Source organism: Allobaculum sp. Allo2 (assembly GCF_022701175.1).
Taxonomy (GTDB): Bacteria; Bacillota_I; Bacilli_A; order Erysipelotrichales; family Erysipelotrichaceae; genus Allobaculum; species Allobaculum fili.
This window is the reverse complement of record NZ_CP078088.1, coordinates 1,887,536-1,902,281: the sequence shown is the minus strand read 5'-3', so window position 1 is coordinate 1,902,281 and position 14,746 is coordinate 1,887,536. Positions and strand designations below refer to the sequence as shown.

Below are 14,746 nucleotides of genomic sequence, written 5' to 3'. Positions count from 1 at the left end.
TAGATTCGTGCCCGGCACAGGGTTCTCCAGCCCCTGCTTGGCGCTGAATGACACCAAATGCATTGAGGAGGATATGAAAATGACCAGTGCAGAAAAACAGGCGATTATTAAAGAATACGCCGTACACGAAGGAGACACCGGCTCTCCTGAAGTTCAGATCGCAATTCTGACCCGCCGGATCAACGAGCTCACAGAGCACTTCAAGGTTCACAAACACGACTATCATTCCTACAGAGGTCTGATGAAAATGGTTGGACACCGCAAAAGCCTGCTCAACTACCTGAAGCGCGAAGACCTCGACCGCTACAAAGCTCTGATCGCAAAACTCGGTCTGAGAAAGTAGTCCAAAACAAAGCTATGCTTTCGGCAGTGCCAGACGCACTGCCGTTTTCTTTATCGTCTGGAAAGGAACTGTCTACAAAGGGTCCCTTTCCGCTCTGACGGATCATGCCGGCTTTGGATTTTTCCGGCATTATTCTTCACATTCTTTCGCAATTCTTTTCTGGCTTATGTAAAGAGTTTCGATGCCTGGGAAAATTAATCTTTCTTTTAGAAAGTTTCGATACCGTCAGACAGTGCACAGACAAAAACAGATTCTCGCCGTATCCGCCGTCGTTTTTACCGGACGGCTTAGTACGGGTTTTCCAAGGGCGAAACAGGAAAACGAAAAAGAGGAAAAAGGGTCTGTGTCTGGATCTGGGCTTGATCGATTTACAATAGTGATGATTTTCAAAAAAGTTCCTGGCTGGCCTCTGGCTGCCGTATGCCTTTTTCTGAAAAGAGACAGGAGTACACGTATGAAATTTTTAAAATGGACATCGGCGGGGGCGCTGGCCTGCGGTCTGCTGCTTTCCGGATGTGCCAAACCCGTCCCGGTGACGGAAGACAACGCCCCAAGCGAACTGCTGAAAAAGGCGGCAGCCATTAGCAGCGAATCCACGATGGATGACATCGTAGAAGTGTTCCAGGGCATCGTTGATCAGACGTACGACGCAAATCCGGCCGGTCTGGTCTACGACGAAAGCGGAACATCCACTTCCATCGATACGCTTTCGGACAAGCTCGAAGGAACGAAGACGTCTCTCAGAAGCTACGACATTCGCGTACCGGCTAAAGACCGGTTCTATCAGCTGTACGAATATTCGCTCAAAGATGAAACCGAGCCAAAGGCAAAGGAAAAATCGAGCAGCGAAAGCAGCTCGGTCGAATCGGGAAGCGAGAACGGTTCTGCAGCTGAAAACGCCGATCAGGCTTCCAACAACCAGCAGATCAGCGGCCTTTCGGAATATTCTCCGTACGGGGAAACCGTGGTCTACACCTCGCTTGCAGACGGCGTTCGTATTGCTGGAGCCAACGATCCAATGACCATCACCAGCATCAGTTCCTACGAAAACGAAAACGCGGCCGTGGAAGCCGACCAGCTCGATTCCGCGATTGAAAACTCAGTCGTTTACGCGCTTTATTCCATGTTCGGATCGAACCTGCTTCTGCAGCCGCTCGAATATCCGGATCTGTATGACTTCACCCTCGAAAAATCGGAAACGAGTACCGCTGGACCATTTCCATGGCCGATGCGGAAGCCTACAATACGCAGCTCGACAGTGTATACGAAAGTTCCTACGGCATGAGCCGTCTCGATATTCGCGGCGACGGAACGCTCGTTCTGGACGGCTACGATCTCGAAGACGTTCGTCTCGTTCTGACGACCGATGCCAACGGCGCGCTTAAGAAAATCGAAAACATTACCCGCTCCAAGGCAACCCTTGGCGAGGACAGTCTCGATCTGTCCAGCAACGATACCGTTGCCGTTTCTGCTGCGCCGGAAAGCTGGATGACATTCTTTGAAGGCTTCTTCACGAGCGTAAAAGACGAATCCCTCAAGGAAGGCGACACGTTCAAGCTTCTGCAGAAGTTTGACGTGAAGAAAGCCGATTCGAGCGCTTCTTCCCAGGAAAAGGCATCTTCTGAGGCATCGTCCAAAGCGGAAAGCGCTGCAAATGAATCCAAAGCCGATGCGAAGAGCGAGTCCAAAGAAGAGTCCAAAGCCGATTCCAAGGCAGATTCGAAAGCAGAATCCAAGACCGAATCCAAAGCGGACTCCAAAGCAGATTCTTCGAAAAAGTAGTCTGTAAATGAAAAAGACGGATCCAACCGATCCGAGATACAATCACAAACCAGCGCCGCAGAGTTTTCTGCGGCGTTTTCGTCTGGCGCAAAGCCGCCAGAGAAGAGTGGAGAATCTGACCGGGAACCTGAACAGGTATTGTGAACAGGGGTAAGCGTCAAATAAAAGACGGGTATTTTCTCGACCGCCTCCTTGGGATAATTCCTTTATTCAAGGAGGCTTTTTCATGGAATCAATCATCCCTGCAATCGATCTCGGTATCGATTTCTCCAAAGTTAAAAACATCTATCTGGCTCAGATGCCTGCTGACCTTCGCAAAGGAATTGACGGTTACGTCTCCCCGGTTCAAGGACCTCTCGCTCTGGATCCGCTGGATGGATCCCTCTTTCTCTTCGTTAATCGACAGAAGAACAAGATCAAAGGTATCCTTCGTGACGGAAATGGATTCTGGCTTGTTTATAAGCGACTCTCCAGATCTTCCCTTCAGTGGCCTGTCAGCACTGACCAGTCCGACTTCATGCGAATTGACTGTTCGCAGCTGGCTTCTCTGCTTTCCGGTCTGTCGATTGTTCCCCAGCCGGCATTTCTGCCACGAACTTATAAGTATGTTTAAACCAATTTAAAAGGATGATTTTCTTGAAGGAATATCAAGATAAATCATCCCATTTACTTTATCTATCGCTCTAAATATGTTAAAATTAATACATGAATGTGCCGAACCCTTACCAGACAATCCGCAACGAGCTCCTCGAAGATCTTCATCATCAGATCAGCACCATGACGGAAGAAGAGAAAGACAAATTTATTGAGGATATGTACCTGGATCTCTATTTCGCTAAAGAAATCAATAAAGCCGTGAAAAGCGGCCGCTTTGGTCCTTCTACGGAAAAGATGGTTCCCTTGAAACTGGATTACTCTGAAAACGAGGACGGCGGCCCAGATATCAATATTCTGAATAAACAGCTGGCTCAGCTTGATCTGAAAGCCGATGTTTGTTTTAACCGGGCTGCGAAATATCAGGAAGAGGGAGACCGCTATCGTAAAGAAGCTGAAGATTTAAAGCTCAGTTCTGTTGAAGGAAGCAAGAAAAACCTTCCACCAAGTGCAGAAAGCAGGAAGCGGTCAAAGAAACCACTACCTTCAGTGTAGAAGGGGAAAAGCGCATTTGCCCAGTTTGCGGCTGTGAGATGAAAACTGTTGGAATGAAACGTCACTATAGGATTCATCGGATTCCCGCTCGCTATAGGCTGGAAGAAGTGCTGCGTGAGACAGTCGCGTGCCCAAACAAGTGTACGGATGAAAACGGGAAAGCCATCATCCGCACCGCCGAACCTGACGAGCCTGCACTGATCGACAAGAGTGTCGCAACTTCCTCTATGGTCGCGGGAATTGCCTACGATAAGTTCGTAATGGGAACCCCGGCCTATCGTCAGGAAAAGCACCTGAGTCTCACGGGACTGCCGATCAGCCGTCAGACCATGGGCAACATCCTGGAAAAAACTTACGATCTTTATCTGAAGCCCCTCGTAAAACAAATGATTGAGGATCTCCCAAACTGTAACGTCGTCCATATGGATGAGACGGTTTTAAAGTGCACGGAGGTTAAAGATCGAAAACAGTCTTCTATGGTTGTCGCCGTCAGCGGAATCTATGAAGAGAACCAGATGGCTGTCTATAAGTTTTTCCCTTACAAGAAACAGGAGTTCGTAATCGCCCTCCTTGGCGGTTCTTTTCGTCATGCCCTTATGACAGACGGGCTTTATGCATATGCCAACTACTATGGCCCCTGCAGAAAGCTCAACTGTATGGCCCATGCGAGAAGAAAGATCTTCGAAGCCATCAAAGTCCGGTCAGACTTCGCGCAGTATCAGGCAGACGTCCTGAAGTGGGAAAAGACCACACTGGAGAACGACGAAGAGGCCGCAGAAGCGGCAGCCCAGCTGGACGAAACAGAGAGACCCGAACCAAGTCCGGGTCTCCAGATTCTGCTCACAGCCCTGTCTCTGTTCGGGAAGCTCTACCACATCGAATCTCACGTTGCTTCTTACTCGCACGAGGCGAGAACCGAAGTTCGGCAGGAACTTTCAAAGCCCTGCTTTGAAAGACTCACAAGAGTCATGATGGAGATTCAGAGTGGATTCGAGGAAAGAAGCACCGCCTACAGAGCAGCCAAGTACTTCATGGATCGAGCGAACTCGTTGGGAAGGTACCTGGAAGACGGTGATTATCCGATCGACAATAATGTGGCAGAAAGAGCCGTAAAGCCATTCGTGATCAATCGCAAAAACTTCCAGACTACGAAGAGTATCAAAGGTGCGGAAGTCGTCGCAGCGTTTATGACTTTGTTTCGATCGGCTGAAATGAACGACTTAAATCCAGAGCGCTACATGGAGTACGTTCTGGATGAACTCAAATGGTTCAAAGACGATGAAATCGCGGTAGATGTATTGAAGTCACTTCTGCCGTATTCAAAGGATTTACCTGAATATCTTCGAATTGGATACCGTGGACCGGATCCGAAGTATGAAGAAAACGATGAAGAATAAAAAATACGCCAAGCGGGATCTCGAAAGGGATCCCGTTTAGCGTATCTAATATTCAGTCTCGCGTATACCCGTCGATTGTTTGACACTTACGAACAGGGCGAATGAACCTGAAAAAGGAACGGAGAAGAGAACATCGTCGGGCAGAGGTGATATCTGCAGCGCCAAGATGGTCTGACACCGAGCATCCGGGTTCCGGTGTCAAAAATCGAATGTTCAAAGCCCATATTGCCGACTCCTTTCCAAGGGGGATAGAACGAGGATTTTCGTTGTGTTATGATAGCGCTTGATAAACTAAAAGTGAGGTAAATAGACAAGATGGCTAAACAGGTATTTCATCTTGACTTTTGCGGAAAGAACATCACGGTAGAAACCGGTGAAATCGCCAAACAGGCTAGCGGCTCAGTACTCGTCCGCTATGAAGACACGGTTATTCTTTCGACCGCAGTGGCTTCGGCCCAGGCCAAAGAAGGACTGGATTTCTTTCCCTTAACGGTCAGCTATGAAGAAAAACTGTATGCGGCCGGCAAAATCCCAGGCGGCTTTCTGCGCCGCGAGGGACGTCCGACTGAACATGCGACACTGACTGCCCGAATGATCGACCGGCCGATCCGACCGCTGTTTGCGGAAGGCTTCCGCAACGAAGTTCAGGTGGTGAACACGGTCTTTTCCGTAGATCCGGACGCATCGAGCGAAATGGCTGCGATGCTGGGTGCATCTCTGGCCCTCTGCCTTTCGGATATTCCGTTTGGCGGACCGATCGCCGGCGTAAAAGTCGGTCTGATCGACGGGGAATTCATTGTGAACCCGGATACGGAACAGGCAGAACGTTCGGAAATTGATCTGACCGTTGCCGGTACGGCTCAGGCACTCAACATGGTTGAAGCCGGCGCCAACGAAGTCAGTGAAGAAGTCATGCTCGAAGCGCTGATGTTCGGTCACGAAAAGATCAAGGAACTCTGTGCTTTTGAAGAAACCATTATTGCTGCATGCGGCAAGCCAAAACGCGAAATTCAGCTTTTTGCCTTTGACGAGCAGCTCGAAGCCGCTGTACGCGACGCGTACGAAAGCGATATTCGCAAAGCGGTATCCATTCAGAAAAACTCGAGCGCTACGCTGCAATCGATTCGCTGATCGACAAGGCGGTAGCGGAATACGAAGCAAAAGAATACGAAAGCGAAAAAGCGAAAGCCAGTACGCTTAAGCAGGTTGGACAGATCTGCCGCAACATTGAAGCGGATGAAGTCCGCCGCCTGATCATTGAAGACAAGGTTCGTCCGGACGGCCGCGCCATCGACGAAATCCGTCCGCTGAACTCGCAGGTTGACCTGATGCCGCGCGTTCATGGTTCCGCCATGTTCACCCGCGGAGAAACGCAGGTTATTTCCTCGACGACGCTCGGCGCGCTCAATGAAAACCAGATTATCGACGACGTAACCGAAGTCGATAACAAGCGCTTTATGCATCACTACAACTTCCCGCCTTACTCCGTAGGCGAAACCGGACGCATGGGTTCTCCAGGACGCCGTGAAATCGGTCATGGTGCCTTAGGCGAACGCGCACTGTCCAAAGTTCTTCCTTCGGTAGAAGAATTCCCGTACACGATCCGTACGGTAGCGGACGTTACCGAATCCAACGGTTCGTCTTCGCAGGCCTCCATCTGCGCCGGCACGATGTCGCTGATGGCGGCAGGTGTTCCGATCAAGGCGCCGGTAGCCGGTATTGCGATGGGTCTGATCATGGATGACGAGAGCGGCAAATACACCGTTCTGACCGACATTCAGGGTATGGAAGACCACTTCGGCGATATGGACTTCAAGGTAGCCGGAACTGAAAACGGAATTACCGCTCTGCAGATGGACATCAAGGTCAAAGGCATTACCCGTGAGATTTTCCAGGAAGCCCTCGCACAGGCCAACAAAGCCCGCAAGGAAATTCTGGCCAACATGCTCGCGACCATTCCGGAACCGCGCAAGCAGCTCTCGCCGTATGCACCGAAGATTGCCCAGATGAAGATTTCCGTAGACAAGATCAAGGATGTCATCGGACCGGGCGGCAAGATGATTAACCAGATCATTGCCGACTGCGACGGTGTCAAGATCGACATTGAAGACGACGGATCCGTAGTGATTTATCACAAGGATCAGGCAGCCATCGACAAGGCGGTTGCGGCGATTAACGAAATCTGCCGCGAAGCCAAAATCGGCGACGTGTACGAGGGCAAGGTTGTCCGCGTGGAAAGCTATGGCGCCTTCGTCAACCTGTTCGGAAAAACCGACGGCCTGCTCCACGTATCCAACATCAGCTGGAACCGCGTAGAAAATGTGGAAGACGTTCTCAAGATCGGCGATGTGATCGATGTCAAAGTCACCGAAATTGAAGACGGAAAAGTCAAAGTCTCGGCCAAAGCGCTGCTTCCTAAGCCGGAAGGTTATAAAGAACCGGAACGCAGAGGTCCAAGAAATGACCGCGGCCGCAGACCAGGCGGAAACGGAAGACGTCCGGATCATCGTCATGGCGACCATCACGGCGATCATAAAGACCGTCCCGCAGCGGCCGCTGAAACCAGCGAAACCCCGGCGGAATAAAGTACGCAAAGATCAGAAGCTCACCCTTCTGGTCTTTTGTTTTGTACATATTCGAAAGCCGAAGAGAGACGGGCCGCTGTGCTAGAATAGACAGGACAGAAAGAGTGAAAAAACAAAATGAATTATCGTACTCTTGCGAATCAGTATTTTGATTCCTTTAAAAAGATCTCAAAACCCTTGTTTCCATCCCTTCCGTCCGGGATAAGGAACATGCGAATACGAATGCGCCTTTTGGTCCAGCCGTTCAGGATGCCCTGGAAACGATGCTGGCCATGGGAAAACGGGACGGTTTTGCCACCAAAAACTTTGACGGCTATGCCGGAACGATTACCATTCACGATGCCGGACCAGACGCAGAAAGCGTCGGCATTCTCGGTCATCTTGATGTTGTACCAGCCGGCGACGGCTGGACGCGTCCGGCTTATGATCTGACGCAGGAAAAAGGCTGGCTGTTTGGCCGCGGCGTTCTCGATGACAAAGGCCCGCTGCTGGCGGCGTACTATGCCATGAAAATTTTGCACGATCAGAATGTAAAGCTGAATAAGACCGTGTATCTGATTGCCGGAACCGATGAGGAAAGCGGCATGGAAGGCATCGACTACTACCTGAAAAACGGCGGTCCGATTCCGGCGATGGGATTTACCCCGATGCGGATTTCCCGGTCATTTACGGCGAAAAGGGAAACATCCATATGCTTCTCGAAAGCGATGCGCCCACGATTATTTCTTCCATGACAGCCGGCGAGCGTCCGAATATCGTCATTCAGAACGCGTCTGCCGTTTTGAACACGAAGGAATTTGATCCCGCGCTTTTCGATTTCTATCTGCGTACCAACGATCTGAAGGGTTCCTATTCCATTGAAGACGATGGCGTGCATATTTCCATGATCGGCAAGCCGGCACACGGCTCTACGCCTTACCTTGGCAACAATGCCGGAGTACATCTGTTCAACTACGTTGGCCAGGCGTATAACGACGCGCTCTCCAATGCGATGTATGCCCTGCTCAAGGACTGGAAAGGCACTCCGGAACACATCGATATCGACGGCCTTTACATGGGCTTTCTGACGATGAACCCGGGCCAGATCGAAATCAAGGACGGTCACGCTTCCGTTCTGATCGATATCCGCTATCCAAACGATACCACTCCCGAAAAGGTTCTTGCCGGCTTTGAAGAAGCGGCCAAGGAAAGTCCGGTCGACATGCATGCGAAAATGGTTTCCGCAGGCAAGCCGCTTTTGTAGACCCGAATTCCAGACTCGTAAAGATCTGATGCAGTCGTATGCCGACTACACGGGCGATACGTTCTCCCCGGCCATTACGATCGGCGGCGGCACGTATGCCAAGCACTTTGACAACTTCGTAGCCTTTGGCCCTGAAAAGCCGTGGGAAAAAGCACCGGCCGATCTGCACGTCGGCTCGATTCATTCCGCCGATGAAGGCGTATCCGAAGACGCACTCGAAGAAGCGATCGCCATTTACGCGGATGCGATTGAAAGGCTGGCTTCCTGATGCGGATGCGCCGCATTCCCTGGGCTGCTGACTATCTGACTACATCGCCCTCGCGTGTTCATGCGCCTGAGCAGAACAAAGGAAACTGGAATTCTTCGAAAAACGGAAAGCTCCATCTCGAAATCGGCTGCGGCAAAGGCGGCTACTCGGCCGTAATGGCCGCGCTGTATCCGCAGGATACGTTTGTGGCTGTCGAGCGCAACGAAAGCGCTGCCGGTCTGGCCGCGAAAAATTCGATGAAGCCGGCGTGTCCAATCTGTCGCTCGTATATGGCGACGGCGCGGATCTGTCGCAGTGGTTTGCGCCGGGCGAGCTCGATATCATTCATCTGAACTTTTCCGATCCCTGGCCCAAAAACGAAACGCCAAGCGCCGTCTGAGCGCGCCCGGTTTTCTCGAACAGTACAAAACGGTTCTGGCCGATAACGGTCAGGTTATTATGAAAACCGATAACCAGGCGCTTTTCGAATACTCCCTGCCTGTGTTTGCGCATGCCGGATTCATGCTGGAAGAAGTCAGCGTCGATTTTCGAAGAGAAGACCATCCGGAAGATCCGCTGACTGAATACGAAGAAAAATTTGTACAGGCCGGAAACCCGATTTATCGGGCCATCTGGCAGAAAGGCTAAAAATGAAACAGCTTCATACCCCGACTGAAGTGAAGAACGCCATGCAGCAGAACAAGCCTGCTGTTCTGGCGTGGTCCGCCGCATGGTGCCCGGACTGTGTATACCTGAAAACCTTTATCGATAAGATTGTCGCCGACAATCCGGAATTCGATTTTTATATGCTGGATCGCGACGAACTGCTGGATCTTGCCATTGAGCAGGAAATTCTCGGCATTCCGTCCTTTACTGTCTTTAAAGACAGCAGGGAAATCGGACGTTTCGTATCCAAGGACAGAAAAACCCCGGAACAGATTCAGGCGTTCCTCAATACGTGCAAGGAGGCTTAACTATGGGAATTAAAGACATGATGAAATCGTTCCTGTTTGAAACCGTCGATTCCATCGAAGACGATGACGAAGATGTCGTCGAAGAAACCACCGAAGAACCTGTTGAAGAACAGCCTGCAGCTGCAGAGCCTGTTTCTCCTGCGGTTCACGAAACGCCGGCGCCAGCCGTGCTCGAACCGGTCACTCCGGCGGAAGTGGACCGTCAGGCTAACGATTTCCTGGCAAGCACCTCCCGCAAGCCGGAATCTTCGCTCTTTGCGGGCGTTGAAGAGACGCTGAGTCCTTCGACAAACAGCAGCAGCCAGACTGCCAGAAGCCATGCGAAAAAACGGAAGCAAAAAAGCACCGGCCCAGGCGCGCAAAGGTGCTTCCCGCAAGGATAAAACCGCCTTTATTGACTACTCTGCCGTTCTTTCTCCAATTTTCGGAAACCTTCCCGAAGATCAGAAAGATGTGGACGCCGTACACGATGCGATCAATCTGCCGGAACCGCAGGATCACTCCGACATGATTCAGATCATCTCGCCAATGTACGGCACAACTCCAAAACCAAAAAGCGCGCCCCGCTTGGCGAACGCCGTTCCGCTGCTCCCAAAGCCGCAGCCGAAGCGCCCGCTAAGGAAGCCGAAAAAGCCGCACCGGCGCATGAGGCAGCGCAGGCTTCCGCAGCGGCGCGCACAAACACAAACCGCACGCGTCTGACGGATGAGCTTCTCAGCAATGCCGCAGCCGCTTCGAATACCCATTCCAAACCTATGGATCTTGCCGCCTATCTTTCGCGTCCGGCAAGAACGTCTTCAAAGGACGGCGATAAGGAATGAATTATTTCTTTACCGGCATCAAAGGAACCGGCATGGCCGCTCTGGCCGAAATCCTTGCCGATCAAGGCAATGAGGTGCGCGGCTCCGATATCGAAAAATACATTTTTACCGAAGACGGACTGAAAGAGCGCGGCATCGAAATTTATTCCTTCGATCCCGCCAATATCCAGCCGGGCGATACCGTGATCGCCGGTCTCGCGTTTGAAGACGATCATCCCGAACTCGTTCAGGCCAGAGCCATGGACGATGTGAAAGTGTATCGCTACAACGAGTTTTAGGCCATCTTCTGGAATCCTACAATTCCATCTGCGTAGCCGGCTGTCATGGCAAATCCACCACGACTGGTCTGCTCGCGCACATTCTTTCTGCGTGGGAACCGACCGGCTATCTGATCGGCGACGGAAACGGCCATATGCCTGCCGATGCGAAGCATTTCGTTCTCGAGTCGTGCGAATTCAAGCGGCATTTCCTGGCGTATCATCCCGACTACGCGCTGATCACCAATATTGAGCTCGACCACGTCGACTACTACAAAGATCTTGACGACTACATTTCCGCCTTCCAGAGCTTCATTCGCCAGACGAAAAAGAAGCCGTCATCTTCGGCGACGACCCCTGGCTGCCCGGACTGAACTATCCCATTCCGTATGTCAAATACGGTCTGAACGACGGCAATGACTATCAGGGCGTCAATCTGGTGCAGGATGAACACGGCTCTACGCTAAGCGTTCTGTACAAAGGTGAGAAAATCGTCGATCTCATCCTGCACGAAAGCGGATTGCCTTTCGTATGGGATTCCCTGGGCGCATTCGCGCTGGCGCATCAGCTTGGCATGCCGGCCGATCAGATTGCGGCACAGATCGATTCCTTTAAGGGCATCGCCCGCCGTTCTGTGATTGAAGAAATCGGCGAAAACGTTCTTGTAGACGATTACGCGCACCATCCGACCGCTATTCGCGAAATGATCCGCGGCATGCGTCATCGCTATCCGGATAAGAAGATCGTCGCGCTGTACAAACCGGATCGCTATTCCCGTCTGGAGTATTTCCTGGACGGCTTTGCCGATTCGCTTAACGAAGCGGATGCGAGCGCCGTACTCGACTTTGATTCCAATATTCATCCGGAAAACGATTCGATCAAAGTGACCATTCAGGATCTTCTCGATCGTCTTGAAAATGGCCGTCTGCTGGAGATCGATGAAGTAAGCGCAAAGCAGCTGCAGAATCTGGGCCCCGCGGTTTATATCTTCATGTCTTCGAAAAACATTTATCTTCTGAAGAATCTGCTCAAAAGCGCCTTCTCGAAGCCGAATAAAGTCCGCCTCAAACTGGATTTACATGCGAAAATCCGTCGCATTCCGCAGGGAATGGACGGATTTTTTGAGGCGCTCAGTGAGCAGGTCACAAGAAGGCGCCTTCTGAATTGATCGATGGTATATTTGATTAATAACATATCCGTTTTAGATTAATGCGTTTAGTATTTCTTTATTTTCCATTCTGGAAAACGACTGAATCTGGAGCCAATCGTCAAAGAATTTCTTTACGTCATCGAACAGAACACTGAATCTTTTCAAAGTTCAATGAAAAGTTTTCATCCGTAAGAATGAATAACGTCATCAGTGCTATAATTTGAGCGAATTGAAACATCTCAAAACGGATCAGACAGAGAAAGGAATTGTATGACAGTAAATCTTGATGTTCTGATGTATCTGGCCAGAATTGCCCTGGCGATTGCGGGTGTCATCGCTCTGGTTTATCTCGCGATGCTCTTTAAATCCGTAATCGACACCATGAAGACCTTTTCCAAAACTCTGGAAGCCGTCAATCGGGATCTGGTAAAACTTGAGTCTCCTCTGAACACGATCGGACAGGTATCCAATACGGTCGATCAGGTTTCGGATTCAGCCAAGAAGGCCGCCATGGGAGCCATCAAAGTTTTCTCAGAAGGTACAACGCGGCTCGGATCCAAAATGAACCAGAAATCCGAAGGCGTTAAGCGCAAATCGACCCGTCCAGAAACCGAGCCGGATGTGCAGCCGGAAAGTCAGTCTGCTCCTGCAGCCGATTTCCAGCCGGTCGGCATCGTGAAAAAGGAAGTCAGCGCCATCGTCACGGAAGAAAGCCAGACCCGGCCTGAATAGAAGGACTGAACGGCCAGCACAGGACGCCAGTCAACAGACGTCCAGTCAGTCCAGAATTGTTTCGAACCAGGAAAGCCATGGAGGATATGTAATGGAAGACGAAAAGAAAACAGTCGATACAGAAGAAGTAAAAGCGACTGAAACGGCTGAAAAAGAACCAGCCGATACCCCCGAACTGCCAGATGTGCCAGAAGAAGAACTTCTCGAAGCACCGAAAGAAGAAGCACCGGCAGAAGATACAGAAGCCAAGGAAGATGCAGCGCGTACTGCAGCCATTGACGAAATGGAAAAAGCCACGCAGAAAGCACTGGATGCCATGCGCGAAAAAGACAATCCGGAAAATGCCAAAGTCGTGGACGATGCGGAAGAAGAAGCCAGAGAAATCTTTGATGATTTTTCCAAATGGATGAAAGACAATACGCAGCCGGAACGCCTGAAAGCGGAATTCAAGGTCGTATCCGAGAAAATCGCGGAAGTACTCGAAAACGCGCGCAAATCGGCGATCGCCGTTTCCCAGAGTGAGGACTTCAAAAGACAATGGAGTCCGGAAAGAACTTCGTACTCGGAACTGCCGGCCTGATCGGCGACGGTCTGAAATTCGGCTACGACAAGCTGATGGAAATCCCGGAACTGCGCAAGATCTCAGATAAAGTCAATGACAAAGTCGACGATCTGCGCCACAGCGAAACGCTTCGCAGCGCGGTTGACCGTTCCGAAGAAGGATTCAACCAGTTCACAAACGCACTGTTTAGCGGCATCAAGTCGTTCTTCACTCAGCCGGAAGCCAAAGAGGGTAAAGAAGACAAACACGATCTGCCGGATCTGCCAGAAGATACAGATGGGGAATAAGCAATGAAACGAATTACAATTTACGATGTCGCCAAGGAAGCGGACGTATCCCTTGCGACCGTGTCCCGTGTTATTAACGACTCCCGCGTAGTCCGCGAAGATACCCGTCAGCGCGTACAGGAAGTCATTGAAAAGCTCGGCTATAAGCCCAATGCAGTAGCGCAGGGCCTCGCTCTGTCCAAGACGACGACGGTTTCGATTGTCATGTCGGAAAAGCTGCTCGCCTACAACGCCCGCATTCTCAACGGACTGATGGACGTAGCGCACATTTACAACTACAACATCATGTTCCACACGACATCCAAGGGCATTTCCAAAATGCAGGATGTCATCGAATCCATTATCAAGTCCCGCGTTGACGGCGTCATTCTGTTTAATGACAATTTCACGCAGGAAGAAATGGACGTACTCAACGAATACAAAGTGCCGATGGTCGTTGTCGGCAGCAAGTTTGAAGATTCCGAACACGAACACGTCGGCAACGTATTCGTTGACTTCGAACAGCTCGCCTACGATCTGGTCAAGGACTGCTTTGAAAAAGGCGTTACTGACATCGCCCTGATGGAAGACAAGCTCAACCTGTCCATGATGACCCAGATGAAGCAGGGCATTTCCCGCGCCTTTGAAGACGCCGGCATGACGTTTGAAAACTATCTGTCCTATAACGATACGTACAAGACAAGCTACGAGTATTTCTCGGACTATCTCAAGACGCACAAGCCGCATACGCTGAACATCGCCTTCCGCGATTCGCAGGCGATCGCCATGCTGAACGCAGCCAAGGAAAACGGCTATTCCGTTCCGGAAGATCTGCAGATTGTTACGGTACTCGATTCCAAGTATCTGCCGATGATGCGTCCGACGCTGAGCGCCTACAATGTGCCAGAATACGACATGGGTGCGATCGCGATGCGTGTTCTGACAAAAATGCTCGTCGGCCAGGACGGCCAGAATCTCGAAAAGATCATCGAGATCAAAGCCTCTCCGATTGCCAGAGAATCCACTCTGCCAAGCGAGCTCAAATAGTATTTCAAAAATCCAAAGCAGGCTTCAAGCCTGCTTTTCGACTGTTCAGGGCGTTTCGTCAAAACGAAACAGGCTGAACAAATAATCAAACCGAAAAACGAAAAACCGAACCTCCCGGTTTTGAAATCCAGGAGAGGGATCGTTCGGTTTCTCAAAACGGCATACAAACGAATGTGGGGTAGAATGAAGCC

19 protein-coding genes and 2 pseudogenes are annotated in these 14,746 nt (G+C 50.8%); all 21 read left to right on the top strand.

The window, feature by feature from the left end; translation table 11 throughout:
• Positions 1–79: 79 nt before the first annotated feature.
• The 21 genes and pseudogenes from rpsO (at position 80) to KWG61_RS10595 (ending at position 14,555) form a co-directional block, all read left to right on the top strand.
• Complete coding sequence (gene rpsO, locus KWG61_RS10685; protein ID WP_288338847.1) at positions 80–343, top strand: 30S ribosomal protein S15; 264 nt, start codon at positions 80–82, stop codon at positions 341–343.
• A gap of 454 nt (positions 344–797) precedes the next feature.
• Entirely contained in the window at positions 798–1,628 is an 831-nt protein-coding gene (locus tag KWG61_RS10680; protein ID WP_242743710.1) for a hypothetical protein, read from the top strand.
• Positions 1,565–2,125 (top strand): hypothetical protein, encoded by a 561-nt coding sequence (locus tag KWG61_RS10675; protein ID WP_242743709.1) that lies wholly within the window; start codon positions 1,565–1,567, stop codon positions 2,123–2,125. Before KWG61_RS10680 ends, KWG61_RS10675 begins: the two co-directional genes overlap by 64 nt.
• 226 nt (positions 2,126–2,351) lie before the next feature.
• On the top strand, positions 2,352–2,738 hold the full coding sequence (tnpB, locus tag KWG61_RS10670) for an IS66 family insertion sequence element accessory protein TnpB (RefSeq protein ID WP_242743708.1): 387 nt from the start codon (positions 2,352–2,354) through the stop codon (positions 2,736–2,738).
• A 92-nt stretch (positions 2,739–2,830) separates the two neighbouring features.
• The gene (locus tag KWG61_RS10665) at positions 2,831–3,274 is read left to right on the top strand and encodes a hypothetical protein (RefSeq protein ID WP_242743428.1); all 444 of its coding nucleotides are present in this window, start codon (positions 2,831–2,833) and stop codon (positions 3,272–3,274) included.
• A gap of 38 nt (positions 3,275–3,312) precedes the next feature.
• Positions 3,313–4,671 (top strand): transposase, encoded by a 1,359-nt coding sequence (locus KWG61_RS10660; protein WP_242743384.1) that lies wholly within the window; start codon positions 3,313–3,315, stop codon positions 4,669–4,671.
• 315 nt (positions 4,672–4,986) lie between these two features.
• Positions 4,987–7,256: pseudogene (gene pnp / locus KWG61_RS10655) on the top strand (polyribonucleotide nucleotidyltransferase).
• 185 nt (positions 7,257–7,441) lie between these two features.
• Entirely contained in the window at positions 7,442–7,990 is a 549-nt protein-coding gene (locus tag KWG61_RS10650; RefSeq protein ID WP_242745662.1) for a Sapep family Mn(2+)-dependent dipeptidase, read from the top strand.
• Positions 7,948–8,499, top strand: coding sequence for a peptidase dimerization domain-containing protein (locus KWG61_RS10645; protein ID WP_242743707.1), 552 nt, complete (start codon positions 7,948–7,950; stop codon positions 8,497–8,499). The genes KWG61_RS10650 and KWG61_RS10645 overlap by 43 nt, the downstream gene beginning before the upstream one ends.
• Positions 8,462–8,767, top strand: a complete 306-nt coding sequence (locus tag KWG61_RS10640) for a hypothetical protein (RefSeq protein ID WP_242743706.1) — start codon at positions 8,462–8,464, stop codon at positions 8,765–8,767. The genes KWG61_RS10645 and KWG61_RS10640 overlap by 38 nt, the downstream gene beginning before the upstream one ends.
• Positions 8,767–9,394: pseudogene (gene trmB, locus KWG61_RS17605) on the top strand (tRNA (guanosine(46)-N7)-methyltransferase TrmB). The gene KWG61_RS10640 and the pseudogene trmB overlap by 1 nt, the downstream one beginning before the upstream one ends.
• Positions 9,395–9,396: 2 nt before the next feature.
• On the top strand, positions 9,397–9,720 hold the full coding sequence (locus tag KWG61_RS10630; protein ID WP_230268313.1) for a thioredoxin family protein: 324 nt from the start codon (positions 9,397–9,399) through the stop codon (positions 9,718–9,720).
• A gap of 2 nt (positions 9,721–9,722) precedes the next feature.
• Positions 9,723–10,103, top strand: coding sequence for a hypothetical protein (locus KWG61_RS10625; protein WP_242743705.1), 381 nt, complete (start codon positions 9,723–9,725; stop codon positions 10,101–10,103).
• Positions 10,039–10,422, top strand: a complete 384-nt coding sequence (locus KWG61_RS10620) for a hypothetical protein (protein ID WP_242743704.1) — start codon at positions 10,039–10,041, stop codon at positions 10,420–10,422. The genes KWG61_RS10625 and KWG61_RS10620 overlap by 65 nt, the downstream gene beginning before the upstream one ends.
• Before the next feature lie 115 nt (positions 10,423–10,537).
• Positions 10,538–10,819, top strand: a complete 282-nt coding sequence (locus KWG61_RS17600; protein WP_367614200.1) for a Mur ligase domain-containing protein — start codon at positions 10,538–10,540, stop codon at positions 10,817–10,819.
• Between the two features lie 8 nt (positions 10,820–10,827).
• Positions 10,828–11,172, top strand: coding sequence for a Mur ligase family protein (locus KWG61_RS17595; RefSeq protein ID WP_367614369.1), 345 nt, complete (start codon positions 10,828–10,830; stop codon positions 11,170–11,172).
• Between the two features lie 65 nt (positions 11,173–11,237).
• Positions 11,238–11,966 carry a glutamate ligase domain-containing protein gene (locus KWG61_RS17590; RefSeq protein ID WP_367614199.1) on the top strand — a complete coding sequence of 243 codons (729 nt, stop codon included), beginning with the start codon at positions 11,238–11,240 and terminating at the stop codon, positions 11,964–11,966.
• Between the two features lie 252 nt (positions 11,967–12,218).
• A complete protein-coding gene (locus KWG61_RS10610; protein ID WP_230268316.1) occupies positions 12,219–12,680 on the top strand; it encodes a hypothetical protein in 462 nt (153 codons plus the stop codon).
• 91 nt (positions 12,681–12,771) lie between these two features.
• The gene (locus tag KWG61_RS10605) at positions 12,772–13,260 is read left to right on the top strand and encodes a hypothetical protein (RefSeq protein WP_242743703.1); all 489 of its coding nucleotides are present in this window, start codon (positions 12,772–12,774) and stop codon (positions 13,258–13,260) included.
• A complete protein-coding gene (locus KWG61_RS10600) occupies positions 13,218–13,529 on the top strand; it encodes a hypothetical protein (protein WP_242743702.1) in 312 nt (103 codons plus the stop codon). The genes KWG61_RS10605 and KWG61_RS10600 overlap by 43 nt, the downstream gene beginning before the upstream one ends.
• Before the next feature lie 3 nt (positions 13,530–13,532).
• Positions 13,533–14,555: a LacI family DNA-binding transcriptional regulator gene (locus KWG61_RS10595; RefSeq protein ID WP_230268318.1), complete on the top strand. Its 1,023-nt coding sequence runs from the start codon at positions 13,533–13,535 to the stop codon at positions 14,553–14,555.
• Positions 14,556–14,746 lie beyond the last annotated feature (191 nt).

Coding starts and splice junctions, on each gene's coding strand:
- KWG61_RS10630 (WP_230268313.1), top strand. CDS start 9,397: ATGAAACAGCTTCATACCCCGACTGAAGTGAAGAACGCCATGCAGCAG.
- KWG61_RS10620 (WP_242743704.1), top strand. CDS start 10,039: ATGCGAAAAAACGGAAGCAAAAAAGCACCGGCCCAGGCGCGCAAAGGT.
- tnpB (WP_242743708.1), top strand. CDS start 2,352: ATGGAATCAATCATCCCTGCAATCGATCTCGGTATCGATTTCTCCAAA.
- KWG61_RS10625 (WP_242743705.1), top strand. CDS start 9,723: ATGGGAATTAAAGACATGATGAAATCGTTCCTGTTTGAAACCGTCGAT.
- KWG61_RS10610 (WP_230268316.1), top strand. CDS start 12,219: ATGACAGTAAATCTTGATGTTCTGATGTATCTGGCCAGAATTGCCCTG.
- KWG61_RS10660 (WP_242743384.1), top strand. CDS start 3,313: ATGAAAACTGTTGGAATGAAACGTCACTATAGGATTCATCGGATTCCC.
- KWG61_RS10675 (WP_242743709.1), top strand. CDS start 1,565: ATGGCCGATGCGGAAGCCTACAATACGCAGCTCGACAGTGTATACGAA.
- KWG61_RS10640 (WP_242743706.1), top strand. CDS start 8,462: ATGCGAAAATGGTTTCCGCAGGCAAGCCGCTTTTGTAGACCCGAATTC.
- rpsO (WP_288338847.1), top strand. CDS start 80: ATGACCAGTGCAGAAAAACAGGCGATTATTAAAGAATACGCCGTACAC.
- KWG61_RS17600 (WP_367614200.1), top strand. CDS start 10,538: ATGAATTATTTCTTTACCGGCATCAAAGGAACCGGCATGGCCGCTCTG.
- KWG61_RS10645 (WP_242743707.1), top strand. CDS start 7,948: ATGCTTCTCGAAAGCGATGCGCCCACGATTATTTCTTCCATGACAGCC.
- KWG61_RS10665 (WP_242743428.1), top strand. CDS start 2,831: ATGAATGTGCCGAACCCTTACCAGACAATCCGCAACGAGCTCCTCGAA.
- KWG61_RS10595 (WP_230268318.1), top strand. CDS start 13,533: ATGAAACGAATTACAATTTACGATGTCGCCAAGGAAGCGGACGTATCC.
- KWG61_RS10600 (WP_242743702.1), top strand. CDS start 13,218: ATGGAGTCCGGAAAGAACTTCGTACTCGGAACTGCCGGCCTGATCGGC.
- KWG61_RS10680 (WP_242743710.1), top strand. CDS start 798: ATGAAATTTTTAAAATGGACATCGGCGGGGGCGCTGGCCTGCGGTCTG.
- KWG61_RS10605 (WP_242743703.1), top strand. CDS start 12,772: ATGGAAGACGAAAAGAAAACAGTCGATACAGAAGAAGTAAAAGCGACT.